This is a genomic window from Catenibacterium sp. GCM10023432, assembly GCF_042651925.1.
Lineage (GTDB): Bacteria > Bacillota_I > Bacilli_A > Erysipelotrichales > Coprobacillaceae > Catenibacterium > Catenibacterium mitsuoka.
The window spans coordinates 59,766-81,773 of the sequence record NZ_JBHSEB010000001.1 but is presented as its reverse complement, the minus strand read 5'-3'; the positions used below and the strand labels follow the sequence as shown (position 1 = coordinate 81,773).

General features: G+C 34.0%; 19 protein-coding genes, 1 pseudogene and 1 other annotated feature (1 of these 21 cut by a window edge). All 20 genes and pseudogenes read right to left on the bottom strand.

The window, feature by feature from the left end:
• Nucleotides 1-12 precede the first annotated feature (12 nt).
• Nucleotides 13-474: a ribosome maturation factor RimP gene (gene rimP / locus ACFOZZ_RS00405; RefSeq protein ID WP_055233922.1), complete on the bottom strand. Its 462-nt coding sequence runs from the start codon at nt 472-474 to the stop codon at nt 13-15.
• Between the two features lie 113 nt (nt 475-587).
• Complete coding sequence (locus ACFOZZ_RS00400) at nt 588-4,922, bottom strand: PolC-type DNA polymerase III (protein WP_376814485.1); 4,335 nt, start codon at nt 4,920-4,922, stop codon at nt 588-590.
• 33 nt (nt 4,923-4,955) lie between these two features.
• Nucleotides 4,956-6,047: a M50 family metallopeptidase gene (locus tag ACFOZZ_RS00395; protein WP_055289672.1), complete on the bottom strand. Its 1,092-nt coding sequence runs from the start codon at nt 6,045-6,047 to the stop codon at nt 4,956-4,958.
• A 1-nt stretch (nt 6,048) separates the two neighbouring features.
• On the bottom strand, nt 6,049-7,197 hold the full coding sequence (locus tag ACFOZZ_RS00390) for a 1-deoxy-D-xylulose-5-phosphate reductoisomerase (RefSeq protein ID WP_376814484.1): 1,149 nt from the start codon (nt 7,195-7,197) through the stop codon (nt 6,049-6,051).
• 15 nt (nt 7,198-7,212) lie between these two features.
• The gene (locus ACFOZZ_RS00385) at nt 7,213-7,986 is read right to left on the bottom strand and encodes a phosphatidate cytidylyltransferase (protein WP_376814483.1); all 774 of its coding nucleotides are present in this window, start codon (nt 7,984-7,986) and stop codon (nt 7,213-7,215) included.
• Entirely contained in the window at nt 7,986-8,726 is a 741-nt protein-coding gene (locus tag ACFOZZ_RS00380; protein WP_278779138.1) for an isoprenyl transferase, read from the bottom strand. The genes ACFOZZ_RS00385 and ACFOZZ_RS00380 overlap by 1 nt, the downstream gene beginning before the upstream one ends.
• 93 nt (nt 8,727-8,819) lie before the next feature.
• The gene (frr, locus tag ACFOZZ_RS00375; RefSeq protein ID WP_055235044.1) at nt 8,820-9,365 is read right to left on the bottom strand and encodes a ribosome recycling factor; all 546 of its coding nucleotides are present in this window, start codon (nt 9,363-9,365) and stop codon (nt 8,820-8,822) included.
• Between the two features lie 2 nt (nt 9,366-9,367).
• Nucleotides 9,368-10,084, bottom strand: a complete 717-nt coding sequence (pyrH, locus tag ACFOZZ_RS00370) for a UMP kinase (RefSeq protein ID WP_006504335.1) — start codon at nt 10,082-10,084, stop codon at nt 9,368-9,370.
• Nucleotides 10,085-10,218: 134 nt separating this feature from the next.
• Nucleotides 10,219-11,550: a uracil-xanthine permease family protein gene (locus ACFOZZ_RS00365; protein ID WP_376814482.1), complete on the bottom strand. Its 1,332-nt coding sequence runs from the start codon at nt 11,548-11,550 to the stop codon at nt 10,219-10,221.
• A 133-nt stretch (nt 11,551-11,683) separates the two neighbouring features.
• Nucleotides 11,684-12,580, bottom strand: a complete 897-nt coding sequence (gene tsf, locus ACFOZZ_RS00360; protein ID WP_376814481.1) for a translation elongation factor Ts — start codon at nt 12,578-12,580, stop codon at nt 11,684-11,686.
• 58 nt (nt 12,581-12,638) lie between these two features.
• On the bottom strand, nt 12,639-13,478 hold the full coding sequence (gene rpsB / locus ACFOZZ_RS00355) for a 30S ribosomal protein S2 (RefSeq protein ID WP_055289668.1): 840 nt from the start codon (nt 13,476-13,478) through the stop codon (nt 12,639-12,641).
• Between the two features lie 165 nt (nt 13,479-13,643).
• Nucleotides 13,644-14,183, bottom strand: coding sequence for a hypothetical protein (locus tag ACFOZZ_RS00350; RefSeq protein WP_055235190.1), 540 nt, complete (start codon nt 14,181-14,183; stop codon nt 13,644-13,646).
• A gap of 1 nt (nt 14,184) precedes the next feature.
• Nucleotides 14,185-15,036, bottom strand: coding sequence for a rod shape-determining protein MreC (gene mreC / locus ACFOZZ_RS00345; protein ID WP_238703639.1), 852 nt, complete (start codon nt 15,034-15,036; stop codon nt 14,185-14,187).
• A 60-nt stretch (nt 15,037-15,096) separates the two neighbouring features.
• Entirely contained in the window at nt 15,097-15,777 is a 681-nt protein-coding gene (gene radC / locus ACFOZZ_RS00340) for a RadC family protein (RefSeq protein WP_055288722.1), read from the bottom strand.
• A 267-nt stretch (nt 15,778-16,044) separates the two neighbouring features.
• Nucleotides 16,045-16,200 (bottom strand): hypothetical protein, encoded by a 156-nt coding sequence (locus ACFOZZ_RS00335; protein ID WP_376814504.1) that lies wholly within the window; start codon nt 16,198-16,200, stop codon nt 16,045-16,047.
• Nucleotides 16,201-16,339: 139 nt separating this feature from the next.
• Nucleotides 16,340-16,990: an RNA-guided endonuclease InsQ/TnpB family protein gene (locus ACFOZZ_RS00330; protein ID WP_376814480.1), complete on the bottom strand. Its 651-nt coding sequence runs from the start codon at nt 16,988-16,990 to the stop codon at nt 16,340-16,342.
• A pseudogene (locus ACFOZZ_RS00325) lies at nt 16,920-17,406 on the bottom strand (recombinase family protein). The gene ACFOZZ_RS00330 and the pseudogene ACFOZZ_RS00325 overlap by 71 nt, the downstream one beginning before the upstream one ends.
• 722 nt (nt 17,407-18,128) lie before the next feature.
• Entirely contained in the window at nt 18,129-18,290 is a 162-nt protein-coding gene (locus ACFOZZ_RS00320; protein WP_187114824.1) for a hypothetical protein, read from the bottom strand.
• Nucleotides 18,291-18,598: 308 nt separating this feature from the next.
• Nucleotides 18,599-21,223: a valine--tRNA ligase gene (locus ACFOZZ_RS00315; RefSeq protein WP_279068119.1), complete on the bottom strand. Its 2,625-nt coding sequence runs from the start codon at nt 21,221-21,223 to the stop codon at nt 18,599-18,601.
• Nucleotides 21,201-21,836, bottom strand: a complete 636-nt coding sequence (locus tag ACFOZZ_RS00310) for a hypothetical protein (protein WP_055233419.1) — start codon at nt 21,834-21,836, stop codon at nt 21,201-21,203. Before ACFOZZ_RS00310 ends, ACFOZZ_RS00315 begins: the two co-directional genes overlap by 23 nt.
• 33 nt (nt 21,837-21,869) lie before the next feature.
• Nucleotides 21,870-22,008 (bottom strand) — a binding site (T-box leader) (it continues 63 nt past the right edge of the window).

The following is a 22,008-nucleotide window of genomic DNA, read 5'->3' as shown; positions in this document are numbered from 1 at the left end:
GTTTTTTACCTCCTAGAACTTTACAGCGAGTCTGATGAATTTAATATCATCATAATTTATAGTCATTTTCTTTTTTACAGCTTTCACCATATACTGGATCAATAATTCTTTGCCATCAATAGAGGCCAATGTTCCTTCTAGAGAATCGATTCCATTCTGTGGATTCTTCAAATCAATGTGAACATATGAGCCAACATGAGCTTCAACCTGCTCAAAAGTTTTTAATGGCTTTTCAATTCCTGGAGAAGATACTTCAAGATAATACTCGTCCTTGATCAAATCAAGTTCATCTAACTTTTCGCTTACAGCTTCACTGACTGCAACACAAGTATCCATGTCCAGATTTCCATCATTCTTTTCAATGAAAACACGCAAATACCATTCTCCTTTTTCCTTTACATATTCCATGGAATCAAGATGACATTCAAATGAAGCAATAATAGGCAATAAGCCTTCTTTAATTTTCTCTAGCATAGAACCTCCTATTCAATAAATAACGAGAGGGTCTCCCCTCTCGTCTTTTGCTAAATCGAGTATAGCACAGTTAAATGTATAAGTCAAATAATGTTGAAAAACACGTAAAAAAATTATAGATCAAAGATTGTTAACTGATCACTTTCAGAAAAACCATTTAATACACCCATCTTCTGTAATGTCTCAATATGCGTTCCTGAAAGACGTGTTCTCTTTTTAATATCTTCAATAGAAGTGAAAGGTCTCTCTTTTCTTGCTTCTACAACTGAATCTCCTACTGCATCACCTAGTCCATCAATAGATGTAAATGGAGGAATAATAGCAGTCGGATCATCAGGATTACAAATAAACTTTCTTGAATCAGATTGTTCAAGAGAAATCTTGCTGAACTTCAATCCTCTTTCAAACATTTCTAGTGCAACTTCAAAGACAGTAATCAAGCCTTCTTCTTTGTTAGATGCTTTATGTTCTGCCTTTAATTTCAGACATTCCTGATATTTATCAAAAACAGATTCTTTTCCTGCAATCAATGTTTCGATATCATAGAAATCACATCGTGTTGTAAAATAAACAGCATAATATTCTCTTGGGTAATACAATTTCCACCATGCCACACGTATGGCACTTAATACATAAGCAACGGCATGGGCTTTAGGGAACATGTACTTGATTTTCAAGCATGAATCAATATACCACTGTGGCACATTATGCTTCTTCATTAATTCAACATAACCCTTTTGAGGGAATACTTTTGGTGATTTCCCTTTACGTACACATTCCATAATATCAAAGGCATCCTTGTTAGGAAGTCCTTTTTCAATTAAATACACCATGATATCATCACGACATCCAATAACTTCCTGTAATGTACAAGTTCCAGACTTGATCAATGTTTCTGCATTACCTAGATAAACATCGGTTCCATGAGACAAGCCTGAAATGATGACAAGTTCATTAAAGCTAGTTGGGTGCGTCTGTTCAAGCATGCCACGGACAAACTTCGTACCAAACTCTGGTAATCCTAAAGCACCTGTCTTGCAGTTAAGGAATGATAAATCACAGCCCAATGCTTTTGAACTATTAAATAAGCTCATAACCTTCTGATCATTTGTAGGAATAGACTTTGGATCTACACCTGTCATATCCTGAAGCATACGAATAACAGTTGGATCGACATGTCCCAAGATATCAAATTTTAATACGTTATCATGAATCTTATGGAAATCGAAGTGAGTTGTACGCCATTCCGCATTCACATCATCAGCTGGATACTGATAAGGTGTAAAGTCAAATACTTCCATATCATTTGGGATAACGATAATACCACCTGGATGCTGACCAGTTGTACGTTTAACACCTGTACATCCGTTGGCTAATCTTTGTAACTCAGCACTACGAATATTATCTTCTAAACCTAAATTTTCCGCATATGCCTTTGCATATCCATAGGCTGTCTTTTCTGCAACAGTAGAGATAGTACCTGCTCTAAAGACATGGTCTTCACCAAAAATCGTCTTTGTATAAGCATGCGCCTTAGGCTGATACTCACCAGAGAAGTTTAAGTCAATATCTGGGACCTTGTCGGCATTGAATCCTAAGAATGTTTCGAATGGAATGTTATGTCCTTCACCCTTCATCTTATGTCCACATACTGGGCAGTTCTTATCAGGTAAATCATAACCATCTGCAATAACACCTTCATCTAAGAATTCATTGTGTTTACAATGTGGACAGATATAATGAGGCGCCAATGGATTAACTTCTGAAATTCCCGCCATAGTGGCCACGAATGATGACCCTACAGAGCCTCGAGACCCTACAAGGTAACCTGCTTCATTAGATACTCTTACAAGTTCTGAAGCGATAAAATAAATAACAGCGAATCCGTGCTTGATGATATTGGACAACTCTTTTTCAAGTCTTGCTGACACAATTTCAGGTAAGACTTCACCATAAGTTGCATGTGCATTCTTATTACATAATTCTCTTAACTTCACATCTACATTTTCAATAGAAGGAGGATATAGTCCTTCTCTAGTGACAATAATATCGTCGCCAATCATATCAGCTACCTTATTAGTATTCGTGACAACATATTCATATGTTTCTTCATCACTTAAATAAGGGAAGCATTCCAACATTTCATCTGTCGTTCTTAAATAAACATCTGGTGTTAAAGCACGTGGATTATTTCTCACAAGAAGCGGATGAGGCTTACCATTAATCTGAATCTTAGAGTTAGTAATGAAAACTTCACGGTAGACCTTATCTCTCTTATCTAGAAAGTGAACATCACCTGTTGCACAGATAAGTTTCTTTTCTTCCTTCGCAATTTTGATAATACGCTTATATATTCTTTCTATATCATCAATGGATTCATATTTACCACGATCGACAAGATACATAGCATCTTCTAAAGGCTGTATTTCAATATAATCATAGAATTTAATTTCTTCTCTTAATTCTTCTTCATCTCTTGTAGAAGCTATTTCAAATACTTTTGAATTGACACAGCCACTACCAAAAAGAAGTCCCTCACGATAAAATTCAAGTTCACTTCTTGGAATACGATCACATTGATGGAAATACTTTGTATTCGCAATAGAAACAAGTCTAAACATGTTTTTTAATCCCTCTGGTGTTTTCGCAAGAACACACATATGATAAGGGAAAGCATGTTTATAGCTTTCTTCAATTTCTATATCATTGATTTCATCTATTGTTTTAAATCCCTTTTTAATCAAATCCTGAAGCATGACATTAAAAGAATGGCTTAATACTTCAGCATCATAGTCCGCACGATGGGCTGCTTCTGTATCATAAGGAATATGATAAAAACGACAGACAGCACCTAGTCGATAAGAACGCTGTAATGGAATCAAACGTCTAGAAAGAGGTAATGTATCAATCCAAGGATTACTAATAGGACTTTTTCCCATACGTTCCAAAGCTTTATCAAGCATACCAATATCAAAACGTCCATTATGTGCAATTAATAGATCATCTCCAAAGAACTCCATCAAACGAGGCATGAACTCTTCAATTGTAGGAGCATTTCTAATATCTTCATTAGTAATAGATGTTAGTTCTGTAATCTTCTTAGAAATAGGTTTAGGAGATTTAATAAATGTCTGTAATCTTCCTACCTCTAAACCATTTTTTATCTTAACAGCACCTATTTCAGTAATATAGTCATCAATCTGAGATAAACCTGTAGTTTCTAAGTCGAAAGAAACATAAGTCAAATCATTGAGCTTTAAACCATTAGCATTGAATACACAATCAAAATGTGTATCAATCATATTCATTTCAACACCATAGATCATCTTTAATTTGTCTCCAGCAGCTGCCTGGGCATCAGGGAATGATTGTACATTACCATGATCAGTAACAGCAATAGCTTTCATACCCCATTCACTGGCTCTTTTTATATAGGAGCCTACACTTGCAATACCATCCATGGTAGACATATTAGAATGACAATGAAGTTCTACACGCTTCTTCTCTGCTTTATCCATGCGTGCTTTAGGAGCTGGAATAATTTCTATCTCAGTCGCAATAATAACCTGTTCTCGTGCAAAGCTATCATATTCAAAAGTACCTTTAGCACGAATCCATTTATCACCTTTTTTCAATTGCTGCATTTCTTCTAGTGTATTACGATTCTTATTTTCAAATCTCTTAATCATAATACTATCAGAATAGTCAGTCACAAGAAGTGTCTGGATGTGTTTACCGCTTTTCACCTGTGTTGTCTCTTCCTGGAAACAATATCCCTGTACAGTCACTTCACGCATGGTGTTATCTAACTGACTGATCTGAGTCATTACATATTCTTTCTTATAACGTTTATAGTTACCTGCTGGCTTAGAATATGAAGGTGCAGGTGCTTCATTCATTGCTTCATTGTATTTTTCTAAAGAACTTGAATCAATATGCACCCCTTTGTTTTCTTCCATCTTTGCAATCGTCTGCTGATAATCATGATTGTCTTTATCTACTTCAGCTCTTAGATCAATATCAATACCAAATCCTGATAGTAAAGAACGCATTTCAGGAAGCTGTGTCTTAATTGAATCACATTGAATATGATTAACAGTATGCAAAGTTAAAACATCACCCTTTAAATCTAAATCTTCTTTAGTCATCCCCTGCATTTCTGGTACATTTCCTAGTAGTGAATGCATAATATACTCACTATATTCAATTACATCTTCCTTTTTAAAATGATTTAATGTTGTTTCAAAGAGAAATTCACATGGATAAGGAAATAAGTGCTGTGCTTCTTTTAAAGCCTTTACATTACTAAGAGGCATTAATTCAGGTGAGCTAATATAAAAGGTATAACGGCTATCATTATGGACTACAACTCTTGTAATATCAGCATGAGAAAAAGCCTGATTCATTTCTATATGTAATTGTTGTAATAAAATACTTAATTTGTTCATAAAATCACCTTTAAAAAAGGAACCGAAGTTCCTTTACTGGAATAATCGCAGCAGATCCTGATAAGTTACTGCAATCATGAGACCAAATACAAGTGCGAGACCAAGCACCTGCAATGCATATTTCACTTTCACAGGAACTTCCCTATGAATAATACCTTCAATAAGTGAAAGAATGGCTTGATATCCATCTAAACCTGGAATAGGCAATAGGTTGAAGATACCAATATTCACAGATAACATAGCCACTAAATAAAGAAGTATCGTAATTGAACCAGATTCTCTCACTTGTGAAGTCACTTTATAAATACCAACTGGCCCAGACATCTGCTTAATAGTAGCTGCAAAGTTAACTACAAGCTGTCCAAGCGCATTGAAAATTGCAGTAGACATCTCACATAATTGTTTAGATGTATAACTTAATGCCTCAGTCACACTCATTCTTCGAGTTACCTGCATGAAGCCAAGTACATAGCGTCCTTGTTCTTCATTATAAGGTGTTACAGTTTTAATAACGATACTATCTTTGCCTCGTCTAACAGTAATATCCAATGTCGCATTTTTAGATTCTATCTTTAATGCCTTCTTAGTCATATCATTATGAAGGTCTTCATAACTTGCCACTGCATAAGAAACACCTGTCTGTTTACATTCAATATTAGTGATGACATCACCTTTTTTAAAGCCATACTTCGTTGCAGAACCATTTTCTACAAGTGAACCTACTTCACAGCGATTTACGTTGATCTGTCCGCCTGTGAGATTTGCAGATAACATGATAACAAGCGCAAGCATAAAGTTCATGAAGACACCTGCAAGCATAATAATAATCTTCTGATAAGTCTTCTTGCCCTTTAATGTACGATCCAATGGAACATCCTTAAATTCTTCATTATCTTCCTGATCTGCTTCTCCTGCCATGGATACAAATCCACCTACTGGCAAAGCACGAATCTGAAATTCTGTTTCTTTTCCTTTTTTACCAAAAATTTTTGGACCCATACCAATGCTAAATGCACCACAATAAACCTTAAAGAATTTAGCTGCAATAAGGTGTCCTAATTCATGTATTACTATAATTCCTGTAAGAATAAGCAGGAATACTAATATATTAATTAAAGTCTGCATCTTATAAACCTACTCTCTTTCTTACAAAAGCTCTTGCATCTGCATCTATCTTAATTAATTCATCAAGAGTTGGATTTTCTACAACATTATGTGCATTCATTGCATCTTCAATCAAATCTACAATTTCTAAGAACTTAATCTTTCCATTGCGGAATAACTGATTGGCTTCTTCGTTGGCACCATTGAATACACAAGGCATACTTCCACCCTCTCTTCCTGCACGATAGGCAAGAGGTAATGCTTTAAATCTTTCAGTATCAGGCTTATAAAAATGAAGTGTTCCTATATCTGACAAAGAAAGTCTTTTACTATTCATTAAAGGTATTCTATGAGGATATGTCAGTGCATATTGAATAGGTAGACGCATATCTGGCGTTCCTAACTGACCAATTACAGCTGTATCTGTACATTCAATCATAGAATGAACCACACTTTCAGGATGAATTAAAACTTCAATATCATCATAATCTACATCAAAAAGCCATTTTGCTTCCATGACTTCTAATCCTTTATTAACTAAAGTCGCACTATCAATGGTGATTTTAGCACCCATACTCCAGTTAGGATGATTTAAAGCCTGTTCAACAGTAGCATCTTTCAGTTCACTTAAAGACTTATCTCTAAAACTTCCACCACTGCATGTTAAAAGAATTTTAGAAATCTCTCTTGGGTATTCTCCATGCATTGACTGGAAAATAGCACTATGTTCACTATCTACTGGTAATAATTGAATATTATATTCTTTTGCAAGAGGAATAATAATATGACCTGCAACAACTAAAGTTTCTTTATTAGCAAGTGCTATATCTTTACCCGCCTTAATTGCCTCAATAGTTGGTAATAGTCCAGCAAATCCAACAATCGCATTAAGAACGATTTCAGTTTCTTCTAATGTGCTGATTTGAATTAATCCTTCCTGTCCTAGATAGAAATGACGGTCTGGATATTTTTCAGTTAGATAATCGAAATCTGCCTGTTCTAGTACGCAGATATGTGCAACAGGAAGCTGACTCATGATTTCTTCTAATTTCTTGATATTATGACCCGCTGACATGGCCACAATCTTGAATTCATCTGGATGTTCCAATACAACATCTATTGTCTGTGTTCCAATAGAACCAGTAACACCAAGTACTGTAATATTTTTCATAAACTGCCTCCTAAATTAGAGTAATGTAAGTAGAAATCCAAGAATCATGGAGTTAAAGATAATTGAATCAAAACGATCCAATACCCCACCATGACCAGGGAAAATCTGGGAATAGTCTTTTACTTCAAAAGTTCTCTTGATAGAGCTGAATGTTAAATCGCCAATCTGCCCAGTTGCTGCAAGCACAAAGCTCATTAAAGCAAGATGAGTCAATGGGTAAGGAATATGCATAAAATAAGCATAAGCAAGAGCTAATAATCCACCACATACAATACCACCAATAGAACCCTCAATAGTTTTCTTAGGTGAAAGACGTGGATTTAATTTATGTTTACCAATCGCACGGCCAACAAAATAAGCAAATGTATCAGCTCCAAGAGTTGCAAGTGCTAAGAAGATAACATATCTTAGATCAAGAGCTGTTCTAAAATAATAAACAGCATGAAGACCAAGGGCAACTAAAGTAGCACTTGTGAAATAATAGGAAATTCTTAAAAAAGGCATACCTGCATCAAAAATTCCACAAGTTAATAAAACAACCATATAGATTACAATAAACATATTAGAAACAAGTAATCCTTTTGAAAAGAATAATGATCCTAAAATATAAGCACCTAATACAATGTATAAATAAAAATGAGGTTTAGGTTCTTTTGTAATAGATAGTAATTCATATGTGGCCATTACTCCAATAAAAGCCATGAGAATTTTAAAAGGTATACCACTTACAATAACGCATGGTAAAAAAAGTACAACTAATACAATCGCTGTTATGATTCTTTGTTTCATTATTTTACGCCTCCATAACGACGGTCTCTATTCTGATACTTCCAGATGCATTCATGTAGTTTTTCCGCATTAAAATCAGGCCAATATGCTTCATCAAAAATAAATTCAGCATAACTAAGCTGCCATAATAAGAAGTTAGATAAACGGCACTCACCACTTGAACGAATCATTAAATCAACAGGTGGTAATTCTTTAGTCATTAAATGTGACTCAAAATAATCTTCTGTAATATTATCCAGGCTCACTTTTCCTTCTTTATATTCTTCACAAATTGTTTTAGTAGCTTCAACAATTTCATCACGACCACCATAGATGAATGCAAAGACAAGTTTTAAACCTGTATTATCTTTAGTCTTTGTGATTGCATCATTAATAATATCCTGCGTTTCCTTTGGAGCTAGTTCTAAATGACCTATTGTCATAATACGAACATTATTATCCATTAATTCCTGAAAATAAAGAGAAAAGAATTCTTTAGGCAACTTAAAGATATAATCTACTTCACTCTGTTCTCTCTTGAAGTTTTCAGTAGAAAAAGCATAAACAGTCATGGCTTTTACACCTAAGTTATTCGCTTCTAAAGCAAGATTTCTTATTGTTTTAGTTCCTTCATGATGGCCATATGTTCTAGGCATTTTTCTCTTTTTAGCCCATCTTCCATTTCCATCCATAATAAATGCGATATGTGCTGGGATGCGATCCATATCTAATGTATATTTTTCTTTTCTTTTAAAAAGCATTATAATCACCTCATAAACCGTATTATAGCATAGTGCACTACATTTTCAAACAATCAAAAAAGGAGGACTTTATGAATCCTCCTTTAAATGGCATTAAACTGTCATTAAATCCTTTTCCTTTTCTTTAGCAATCTGGTCAATCTTCTTAACAAATTCATTTGTTAAATCCTGAACATCTTCCTTACCTGCTTTTACTTCATCTTCAGTTTCGCCAGTTTTTTCAACATCAGTATTTGCATTTCTTCTGATATTTCTTAAAGCAACCTTAGCTTCTTCAGCAAGTTTATTCACCTGCTTAACCATTTCTTTTCTTCTTTCTTCAGTTAGAGGTGGAATAACGATACGAATTACAGTTCCATCGTTCTGTGGAGTTAAACCTAAATCAGACTGATAAATACCATGTTCAATATCCTTCATAGAATTCTTATCATAAGGCTTGATTACTAACTGACGACCTTCTACAACTGAGATACCTGCTACCTGATTTAAAGGAGTTGGTGAACCATAATATTCAACCATAACTCTATCAAGCATGCTTGGGTTAGCACGTCCTGTTCTAATATTAACTAATTCATTAGAGAAAGCTTCTACAGATTTCTCCATCTTTTCTTTTGCTTCTTCAAGTACTAATTCTACCATTATTATTCTCCCTTTGAAATAATTGTACCCGCTACTTCCTGTTTACATGCAAGCGCAATATTTCCTTCTTTCTGCATATTAAATACACTTAAATCAATATTATTGTCTTTACATAAAGTAATAGCTGTCTGATCCATGATTTTTAAATCTTTATTAAGAACATCTAAATAAGTTAACTTATCAAACTTAACAGCATTTGGATCTAACTTAGGGTCAGCTGAATAAACACCATCTACACCATTTTTAGCCATCAAGATAACATCTGCATGAATTTCAGCAGCTCTTAATGCAGCTGTTGTATCAGTTGTGAAATATGGGCTACCAGTTCCAGCTGAGAAAATAACAATACGACCTTTTTCAAGATGACGTACAGCTCTTCTTCTGATATATGGTTCAGCAACTTCCTTCATATCAATTGCAGTCATAACACGTGTTTCAAGACCAATTGATTCTAAGGCATTCTGCAATGCAAGACCATTCATAACAGTTGCAAGCATACCCATGTAATCAGCGCTTGCTCTTTCCATACCCATATCAGCACCAGTCTTACCTCTCCAGATATTACCGCCGCCACAAACAATCGCAATTTCAACACCAAGATCTTTTGCATCCTTGATCTGTTCTGCGATATCTTTAACTACAATAGGATTAATGCCAAAGCCCTGATCACCAGCCAGAGCTTCACCACTTATTTTTAATAAAACTCTTTTATAATTCATATGAATCTCCTTCTGTAAAATCTACAAATTAATTATAAATAGAATTAACTTTATAGTCAACAGTGAACTAATGAGACAAAAAATACTCTTTAAGAAAAAACTTCCTGTTCAAATGTTCAGGAAGTCATTTATATCTATGAATTACTATTCTTTGGTAAGATTAAATTTAATATAATTGCAGTAATAGTCGCAAGTACAACTGGAGATTTACCAAAGATAGTTGTAACCCAAGATGGGAATGTAGCAAGTGCTGCGTTCGCTTGAGTAACACCCATACCTAAAGCAACAGCTAAGCCAACAACTGTTGTGTTTCTGAAATCCATAGGATGAGATGCAATAAGTTTAATACCTGTCATTGCAATAGAAGCGAATACAGATACAGTCGCACCACCAAGTACACAATAAGGAATTGTAGTTAGAAGTGATGAGAACTTAGGAATAAGGCCAGCAACTAAAATAATACCTGCAGCAATTCCAAATACCTTCTTAGAAACAACTTTTGTAGAACCAACGATACCAACGTTCTGACTATAAGTAGCAGTTGGTAACCCACCAAATAAAGCACAGAAGATATTAGTTAAACCATAAGCAACAATACCACCATTTAATTCTTCATCTGTAGGCATACGATCCATACCACCTGTAGTAGTAGCAGAGAAATCACCAATAGCCTGAATAGAGTTAATAGCGAATAATACTCCTATAGCAACACAGGCTGCTGGATTAAATTTAACACCAAAATGCATAAATTGTGGTAAAGCGAACCAAGACGCATTGGTAACAGCTGAGAAATCCACCATATGAAAGCATAAAGCAATAATATAGCCAACAATAATGCCAATTAAGATAGATGCAAGTTTGAAAATCCCTTTACCATAATGGTTCAAGAAAGTAACAACAGCTAATGTTATAAACGCAATAAGCCAGTTCTGCCAAGAACCATAAGATTTAGAAGCTGCACCACCAGCCATATAATTAATAGCTGTAGGATACAATGATAATCCGATTGAGAATACAACTGTACCAGTAATAAGTGGTGGGAAGAATTTTCTAATCTTTTTTACAAATATACCTACAATAACCGCAACAATACCACCAGCAATCTGTGCACCTAAGATAGTGGCAATATCAAATTCACCAGCAATAGCCTGCATAGTAGGCAAATAAGCAAAACTAATTCCCATAATAACAGGTAAACCTGATCCAATAGAAAACTTCTTTTCTCTTAATAGTGGAAAAACCTGAAATAATGTAGAGATTGCAGACATAGTTAATGCAGCCTGAATCAGAATAACTGAATCACTTGCTGAAAGTCCAGCAACTCCTGAAATAATAATAGCAGGTGCAACACATCCGACAACCATTGCCACAACGTGCTGAAGTGCCAAAGGTAAAGCTTGTAATGTAGAAGGCTTTCCATCAATTTTGAAAAGTTCTTCAGACATACTAGTTTGATCTTTACTCATATTTCCTCCTCGTTTGTATACAAAAAATACAATTCAGATGATAACACGTAAATCTCTAATATGCAATGTATTTATCATTATAAGAAAATAGTAAAAAAAGAAGTACATATTGTACTTCTTCTAAAACCCATAATTATTTTTTAGCAGCAGCCATCTGAGCAGCTACTTCAGCGGCGAAGTCTTCTTCTTTGTGTTCCATGCCTTCACCAACCATGAATCTAGCCATTTCAACAATTTTAGCATTTCCTAAGAACTGAGCAACTGTTAAATCAGGGTTCTTAACGAATTCCTGATCAACTAAGCAGATAGCTTTTAATTCTTTATTTAAACGTCCAGCAATCATCTTTTCTACGATGTTTTCTGGTTTAGGTTTAGCTGACTTAGCATTTTCTTCTAAAGCCTGTTTCTTTAATACTTCAGTTTCCTTAGCAATATGTTCTGCTGGGATAGCTGATCTATCGATGAACTGAGGAGCACTTGCAGCTACGTGCATAGCAACGTCTCTAGCCTTTTCTTCATCGCTATCAGCGATCTTAACTAAAGCAGTGATCTTACCACCCATATGAGAGTAAGCACCGAATACTTCGTTATCAGCCTTAGTCATAACAACAAATCTTCTTAAAGATAATTTTTCACCAATCTTACCTGATTTTTCAGCGATTGCAGTAGCAAGGTCTTTACCATCTAATTCAATCTTTAAAGCTGAATCTAAATCAGCTGGTTCATTTGTAACGATAGTCTTTGCAACATTGTTTACTAATTCCTGGAATTCAGCATTCTTAGCTACGAAGTCAGTTTCTGAGTTAACTTCTACTAAAGCCGCCTTATTACCATCAATTACAAATGCAGATAAACCTTCAGCTGCAATTCTATCAGCCTTCTTAGCTGCCTTTGCGATACCTTTTTCTCTTAACCAGTCAAAAGCTTCTTCGATATTACCGTTAGTTGCATCTAAAGCCTTTTTACAGTCCATCATACCTGCACCAGTTTTTTCACGTAATTCTTTTACTAATTTTGCACTAATTGCCATTTGTTTTTCCTCCGTATTTTTATTAAAAAGGAGAAAGCATAATGCTTTCTCCTTTTGATTATGCTTCAGTCTTGTCAGTTCTTGGAGCTTTATTTCTTCTAGGGCCGTTTTTATATCTTGGTCCTTTGTTGTTTTTATTTTCTTCAACGCTTGCAACAGCATCGTTCATTGTTACTTCTTTTTCTTCTTCATCTTTAATGAATGCTACAGTAGTAGGTTCACCCTTAGCTTCGCAGATAGCATCAGCCATAGCAGCAACGATTAACTTAACAGCTCTGATTGCATCATCGTTTGCAGGGATAACATGATCTACTTCATCAGGATCACAGTTAGTATCAACGATACCGAATACTGGGATACCTAAAATCTTAGCTTCAGCAACAGCATTGTGTTCAACCTTTGGATCAACAACGAATAAAGCATTTGGTAACTTCTTCATTTCTTTGATACCGCCAAGATTTCTTTCTAACTTAGCCTTTTCTTTCATAAGAAGAACTGCTTCTTTCTTAGTATACTGTTCTAAGCTTCCGTCTTCTTCCATCTTTTCAAGTTCAATAAGTCTCTTAATTCTCTTCTGGATAGTCTTGAAGTTTGTTAAAGTTCCACCTAACCATCTAGAATTTACGAAATAAGAACCTGATCTTTCAGCTTCAGTCTGAACAGCTTCCTGAGCCTGCTTCTTAGTACCAACAAATAAAACCTTACCGCCCTTTTCAGCGATTTCTTTCATTGCCTGATAAGCTTCATCTAATTTGTCTGAAGACTTCTTTAAGTCAATGATATAGATTCCATTTCTTGATGTAAAGATGTATGGAGCCATTTTTGGGTTCCATCTCTTTGTCTGATGTCCGAAATGAACACCAACTTCTAATAATTTTTTCATTGAAATTACTGGCATGTGTAATTTCCTCCTTTTTGTTTTTTCCTCCACTATTTCTAACATAGCTCACCTGTTAGGCACTCGAACCATGAATCCATAGTGTGTGTATTTCAAACACCATGACATATTACCATAAAATTTAATGAAATACAATAAAAAAAGAGAAGAAATTGAATTCTTCTCTTAAATATCTTTTAAGTCAAAATCATTTGGTTCGATATGGATATCAAATTGTTTATATACGAGATATACTATTGATGCAAATATGAGATTCATAACTAATGTAGGAATAAATCTCATTGTTGTAAACTGAATGATACCAATATAAGTTGAACGCGAAATAAGCATCAACCAATATATTACAAATTCCTTAAACGTAATGATAAGACCTGCATATACTACTGATTCAAAGCATGTAATGTTGTCATTTCTATAAATATATGTTCTTACAAAAGTAATTGCACAATAAATAAGAATATAGACCATTAATGAATTTGAGTAACATACACTATAATAAAGACCGCATGCTGCTCCAAAGAAAAATCTTTCAGATTTATCATGAATCGTAACAGTTAATAATGAAAACATCAACAGCCCAATACAGGGAACAAATGTAAGACCAGAACGATTGATATTAGTTGGAATAAAGAAATTAATCACACTATCAATCAAATAACATACAAACATAATCAGGAAATTCTTGATGATCTGATTATTCTTCATATTAATTAACCCTCTGCACAACTGCTACATAATTTAATGTATCATAGTTAACAGATGGCTTTACAGTAACATATTTACCACTCGCATCATTGCCAGCATTAAATCCTTCCACTTTGCCTACTAAGATACCTCTTGGAGACTTTCCTTTTCCACCCAACCCACTAGTAGTTACATTTAATCCCTTTTGAATCTTATCCACTGTAGATAATAAAGAGACTTTATAAGTTCCAGATTTTACATTATAGCCATTTAATAAACCATAATATATATTATTACCATCCACAATCATCACAGGAAGCTGAACACTGTTATTTTCTGAACAAAGCAATGTCACAGTAGAAGAAATAGTGCCTACTTTAGTAACTGTTCCAATCATTCCTTTAGACGTAATAACAGCCATGCCTTTCTTGATCTGAGAATTAGTTCCCATATCAATCTTCACTTGGTTACTCCATGATTCAGCATCTCTTTCAATAATTGTTGTATATTTTACTTTATAGTCAGTAGGTAAAGATTCAATATTTGTAATTTTCTTCATTTCTGACAATTCATTTGATAATACTTCATTCATCGCAAGTTCACTTGCATAATTATCAAGTGAACGCTTTAATTTCTTATTTTCACGATAAACAAGTTTTAGATCATGATACTCAGTAAAGACATTCTTTACATATTTTACTGGCGCCTTAATAATATAATATTCAGCATTCGCAACTGTATCCTGAAATACACTTGAAAATGGTAGTTCAGTAATACCTGAAACAAGAGCATAAACAGATGTAATAATCAATACTATAGTAATGATAATCATTCTTCTCGTATGCTTGTTTTTCTTCTTTTTATACAATGACATCACCTCGGTGAATACATTATAATATCTCTTTTTGAAAAATGCAATCATAAGGAAAAACAGTTATAAGATTGAAGAATATACCTTCTCTGCTTTAAAACTATAATATTGATTTCTACCTATTATTATATGGTCTACAATATCCACATTCATCATCTTTCCTAAATCTACTAGTTTCTGTGTCATACTAATATCCTCGCTTGATGGATGCGCATCACCTGAAGGATGATTATGAACACAGATGATACTGACACCATTAAAAGCGAGAGCTTCTCTAAAAATTTCTCTTGCTGATACTATGGACATATTGACACTACCGATAAATAATGTTTTTTCAGCAATTAAACGATTATGATTATCTAAAATCATAATCAAAAAATGTTCCTGTGATAAATAAGACATTTTCGTTTCTAAGTGATAAAAGACTTTTGTAGGACTATCATACACTTCATTTATATTTGTATGATTATTAATTCTCTTAGAGAATTCTAATGCTGCCATAATTCCTATAGCCTTAGCTTTATTAATTCCTTTAAAAGATAATAATTTCGCAAACGTAATAGTATGAAACCCATTCATACCATGTATTTCTCTTAGTATCGTAGAAGATAAATCTAAAACCGACTGCTCTTTATTGCCAGTTCTTAATAATAACGCAAGAAGTTCTTCGTCGGTCAATGATTCTATACCATTCAAGAGTGCTTTTTCTCTAGGCTGAGAAGACTGTTCAAGTCCCTTGATCATAAATATCTGCCACTCAAAATATGATAAAATATACTCACATCGAGATAATTTAAGTTCTCACGAACATTACTTACTATTTCTTCGTGTATGCTTTGGATTGACCGAAATCATATCTATTCACAAGTTCTTGCATACTCCATAGTCATAAATTCCCAAAATAGCCTTCGGTACATACCTACGTTTGCGTTTGTTTATGCAACTTCGTAAGTTTTAGCATCTCTCAGGTTAGTAGAAGCATTAAAATCTCTGTTTTCGATATAACCATAGTCACATTTGAAAATTCTGCAAAGCAACTGCCTTTGAAAGATGTCTGTTCTTCATCATTCCTGATACGTTTAGATCTTCAATCGTTATATAAGATGGATAGGTTTTCACTATCTCTGCGATTATCTTATTGATGTAATCAGTACGAATATTGTCAATTCTATGATGAAGCTTCTGTATCTTAAGCCTTTGTTTTTTGTATATTTCTTTTTTGAGTAGACTCTCCTTTCTTTAGATTTTCATACCTTCGAGAAAGACTTCTCTGTTCTCGAATAAGCTGTTTTTCAAGCTTCTTTAATTATGCAGAATTATTGATGTTCTTATAAGTTTTTCCATTAGAGGCACTCATAAAATCCTTTATTTCTAGGTCAATGCCAATTCCTTCACTAGAATTATTGGCTTTCCTGTTATTCTCGATTTCTATAATAAATGAAACATAGTATCTGTCAGCCTTCATTGAGACATGACCGCTCTTAATCACATATCCGTCCTTTGTTGTGGGAATATATCCTTTCTCTTTGGTGCGGACCCAGCCAAGTGATGGAATCTTGATTCTGTGTCTTTCACAAAGGCAATCTTTTGGATTATTCCTTACGAAATACATCTTCACATCAGATCTGCCTTTCTTCTTAAATTTTGGAAAGGCGCTCTTGTGATTAAAGAAGTTTTCAAATGCGGTCTGTCCGTTATTTATTGCCTGTGTTACCGATTTTGAATAAGCTTCCTTGATCCAGGAATATTCTGGATGGCTCGAAAGATACTCATTGTTGAGCCATACTCTAAACTGACTGCTGCTCATATACTTTTTGTCGCTTTCATAAGGTTCCTTATTATGAGCAAGATAGAAGTTATAGATAAATCTGCAAGTACTTATTGTTTTACGAATCTTGACTTTCTGCTCCTCTGTTGGATTTATTTCCGTCTTGAAGCTCTTCAGCAATTCCCTCATCCCTTTCTATAATTAAGAAGCCCATACAGTCTGAAGGAGAATATATGAAGATTGACGCAATATCTTGCACAAGTTCTTTATTGTTTACTACCACTATGGTTGTATTAAACTTCTTACAGAATTTTTTAAAACAGACATAACCAAACTTGATAAATCTATCTTTATGGTTTACTATTATGTTTTTTGATTTTTATTCCATGACTTCATCTAATAATTCATTCCACTTTTTACGGTTTTAATTAATACCATTTCCATAATCTTCAATACACTGGTCTACAATAATTCCTCTTGCGTTACAAAAATGTCTTAAAAAATACAACTTGATTGAGTAAATACTGATCATATGTGGAATAACGCCTATTAGCTGGAGTTCAGTTTGCCTTTAAAGTTTCTTCTCTATCTCAACATTGTAATATATTAACAGATACGCCTAAAAGTTCAGCAAAATCTTTTGGCTTCTAATTTGTGATATTTGATGTGTTTATTTTAAAGCTCTTCTTTGAAAAAATTTGAACACATTCAAACACAATGGTCAATATATTCGGATACTTATATTTTTCTCATCCCTAAGTGATTAACAATTCCTTCTAGATTACTAAACACGTTGCACTCAACTGATTAATATATCATATAAGCTACTAATATGAACTTCTTTACTACAATCTCAGCATAATTCCATAGACTCTACATTTTACCTTTAGTTTCTTTTTGAATTCAACATTCTTTCTAGATATAGTTATATTATTAGATACCTTCAATTCCTCTACTACAACACACCTTGGGCAGCTTTTCACTATTTCCCATATACACTTATTAATATAATCAGAGTAGATATTATCAATCTTATTGAGTATTTTTTCTATCTTTACCTGATTCTATTTACTGTTATTTGAATTCTTTTCCTTTCTTGAAAAACTGATTTTTTCTTTAATCAAACGTCTTTCTAAATAATTAATTGTTACTATTTAATCAGTTTTTTGCGAGCTTGCCCCATTAATTGTAAATGCAAATTTATTTAAATCTAGTTTAACTTTTAATTCATTACAATGATAATGTATTGAACTATCTTCTCTCACAAATTTATTCAACATATTTCACCTTCCTTACAAATAAGGGTGCGAATTGCACCCTTCTCTTCCTAATTTCCCCATTCTAATGTAATAAGACGACCTAATCTGAGACGACCTTTAGCTGATCTAAGCAAATTTAATCCTGCAATACCTAGAAGTGCATATACTATATAAGTCAACGCACTTCCACCACTGATCTGCTCCTGTCTTTCTACGGATAACTCGTACATATTTACTCCTTTCTGCTCCCTCACTATATCTATACGCTATATATCATCTATTTACTCAAAATTTTTTCTATTGCATCATTATTATACGACCAAGTCTAAGGTATCCACGTGATGCTCTCAATAACTTAACTCCTGCAATACCTAAAAGTGCATATACTATATAAGTCAATGCACTCCCACCATTGATCTGCTCTTGTCTTTCTCTAGATAACTCGTACATATTTACCCCTTTCTGCTCCCTCTACTTTATCTATACTCGATAAAATCAATAATTACTAAAAAAATCCCCAAATAAATGGGGATTTTAATTAATTCATCTTTGCAAGTTTTTCTTTTGCTGCAGCATATTTAGAACGATAATCTTCAAGTTTTGCTTTTTCTTCTTCAACTTTTGCAGCAGGTGCTTTAGATGTGAAATTAGGGTTAGATAACATACCTTCACCACGCTTGATTTCACCTTCAAGCTTCTTGATTTCCTTTTCAACCTTTGCTTTTTCAGCTTCCATATCAATATACTGACCTAAGTCAATATTAAGTGTATTACCACCCTTGATAACTTCAGTCGCATTATTCTTGCTAGTTGGTACATTATATCCAACACAATTTGCATTAACTAATTTGCTGACATAAGGCGCAATTTCTTTTAATAATGCTTCAAGATCATCCTGCTTAGTAGTAATAGTATAATCTACTTCAATGCTGTTCTTGATTACATAAGTATGTCTGATTTCTCTTACACCCTTAATAATATCAATTAAGTAAGCAAACTGATCATTAATTGTATCATTATCGTATTCTGGATTTACTTCTGGCCACTTAGAAATAACAATAGATTCTTCGTTATGTGGAATAGCCTGATAGATTTCTTCAGTTACGAATGGCATGATTGGATGTAATAATCTAACAATAGTATTTAACACATATACTAATGTATTTAATGCAGATTTCTTAGCTACTTCATCATCACCAGTTAAATGAAGTTTAGATAATTCAATATACCATGAGCAGAAATCATCCCAGATAAAACGATATAATTCAGTTCCAACATTAATAAATTCAAATTTATCCATGTTTTCATCAACACTTCTAATTACTTCATTTAATCTATTTAAGATCCACTTATCTGCTAAGTTAAGTGTTGCATAATCTAATTCTTCTAACTGCTGATCTTCATCAATATTCATTAATACATAACGTGCACTGTTCCAGATCTTATTAATGAAGTTCCAAGTAGATTTTAATTTAGCTGGTACATAACGCATATCAGCTCCTGGTGAAGAGTTATTTAATAAGAACCATCTTAATGAATCAGCTCCATATTCATCAATAACATCCATTGGGTCAACACCATTGCCTAAAGACTTAGACATCTTACGACCCTGTTCATCTCTAATTAAGCCATGAATTAAAACATTCTTGAAAGGTCTTCTACCAGTAAATTCAATAGACTGGAACATCATACGACTTACCCAGAAGAAGATAATGTCATAGCCTGTTACTAATGTATCAGTCGGGAAGTATCTCTTAAACATTGGATCTTCTGTATTAGGCCAGCCCATAGTTGAGAATGGCCATAAAGCACTTGAGAACCATGTATCAAGAACATCTTCATCCTGAGTCCAATTTTCAATATCTTCAGGTGCTTCTTTTCCTACATATAACTCACCTGTTTCATTATTGTACCATGCAGGAATACGATGTCCCCACCATACCTGACGTGAAATACACCAGTCTTCAATGTTATTCATCCAGTTAGAGAATGTCTTTTCAAATCTTTCTGGAACGAAGTCTACTCTATCATCAGTTTCCTGATTCTTTAATGCATTTTCAGCTAATGGCTTCATCTTTACAAACCACTGCTTAGATAAAAAAGGTTCTACAATTGCATGAGAACGTTCTGAGTGACCGACTGAATGCACAATAGTTTCAATATGGTCGACAACACCAGCTTCTTCGAAATCCTTTAATAAAGCTTCACGGCATTCAAAACGATCCATTCCTTTATATTTACCAGCCAAATCATTCATAGTACCATCTTCATTCATACACTTAGGCATTGGAAGATTGTACTTCTTTGCTAGCTGGAAGTCATTTGGGTCATGTGCTGGTGTACATTTCATAACAGCAGTACCAAAATCAAGATCAATATAGCTATCAGCCATAATTGGTAGTTCATCACCATTAGCAGGGTTGATTGCCTTCATACCAACATATTTCTTATATCTTTCATCATCAGGATGTACAAAAATTGCCTGATCAGCAAACATTGTTTCTGGACGTGTAGTGGCAATGACTAAAATATCATCAGAACCAACAATATGATAATTGAAGTAATACATATGGCCTTCAATATCTTCGTGATATACTTCGATATTTGATAATGCAGTTCTTTGTACTGGGTCCCAGTTGATAATCTTTTCACCCTGGTAGATTAATCCCTTTTCATATAATCTAACAAATACTTCTTTAACAGCATCTGATAAACCTTCATCAAAAGTAAATCTTTCCTTTGAATAATCTAGTGATAATCCTAGTTTAGCCCACTGTGCACGAATAATATCTGCATATTCTTCTTTCCATTCCCAGATCTTATCAACAAGCTTTTCTCTTCCTAGATCATAACGAGAAATTCCCTGTTCTCTAAGTCTTGCTTCTACCTTAGCCTGAGTTGCAAGTCCAGCATGGTCCATACCTGGTAACCATAATGCGTCATAACCCTGCATTCTCTTATAACGGATAATCATATCCTGCATAGTTGTATCCCAAGCATGACCTAAATGTAATTTACCAGTTACATTTGGTGGTGGAATAACAATACTGTAAGGCTTCTTTGTTAAATCTCCAGCTGTAAAATATTCCTTGTCTAGCCAATGCTGATATTTACCTTTTTCTACAGCTAAATGGTCATATTTAGTCGGTAACTCTTTCTTCATTCTGTTCATCCCCCTCGATAAATGATTCTTTATGTTCTCTAATATATTTAGTTAATTTAGGCATGAAATCTGTACCTGCAATCATAGTGATATATTCATGCGTGAAATCCGAGAAATTATAAGAAGAATAATCACCCATATCTTCGTCTTCTTCACCATTTTCCATGATTTCATTTAATCTCTTTGCACTCTTTACTAATTCAGCAATCTGTGGTTCACGTACATTATTGAAATAAGTTTCTAATTCATCCGCATATACTGAATAAGCAGGTGTTTCAAAAAAAGAACGAATTGTTTTAGTAGTACTTACACATTCATTTAACTGACTGATACCATAGACAGTTCTTTCTTCCATATTTAACTTATCTAGGAAGTTTTCATCTTCGTCTTCTAAATCTCCAATGCGTGCAACAATTAGATTCACTAAATCTTGATCACTGCAGGCATCAAACTTTTCCGATGTAAAATGCTTGTTTTTTTCTTTAAAGTCTGCAAAACGTAATGCTTCCTCCATCTGTTTTTCTTTAATGGATTTTCTCTTTTTATAATAGAAATAACCTAATGTTACTGCAAATAGAGTAAAAACCACTAATATCGGTGTTCTGTATTCCATAGTTCCTCCTTAAAAATAAAAAAAGAGAATGTGCATAAGGACGACTGTATCGTGGTACCACCTTATTTCACATACTCTGTATGTCTCTTTACTTTAACGCAGTATTACGTATCTGACTACTTCATTCACCAAATATGCTCCAAGGCTACCTTCCAGTCTTCACTCTCCTCTT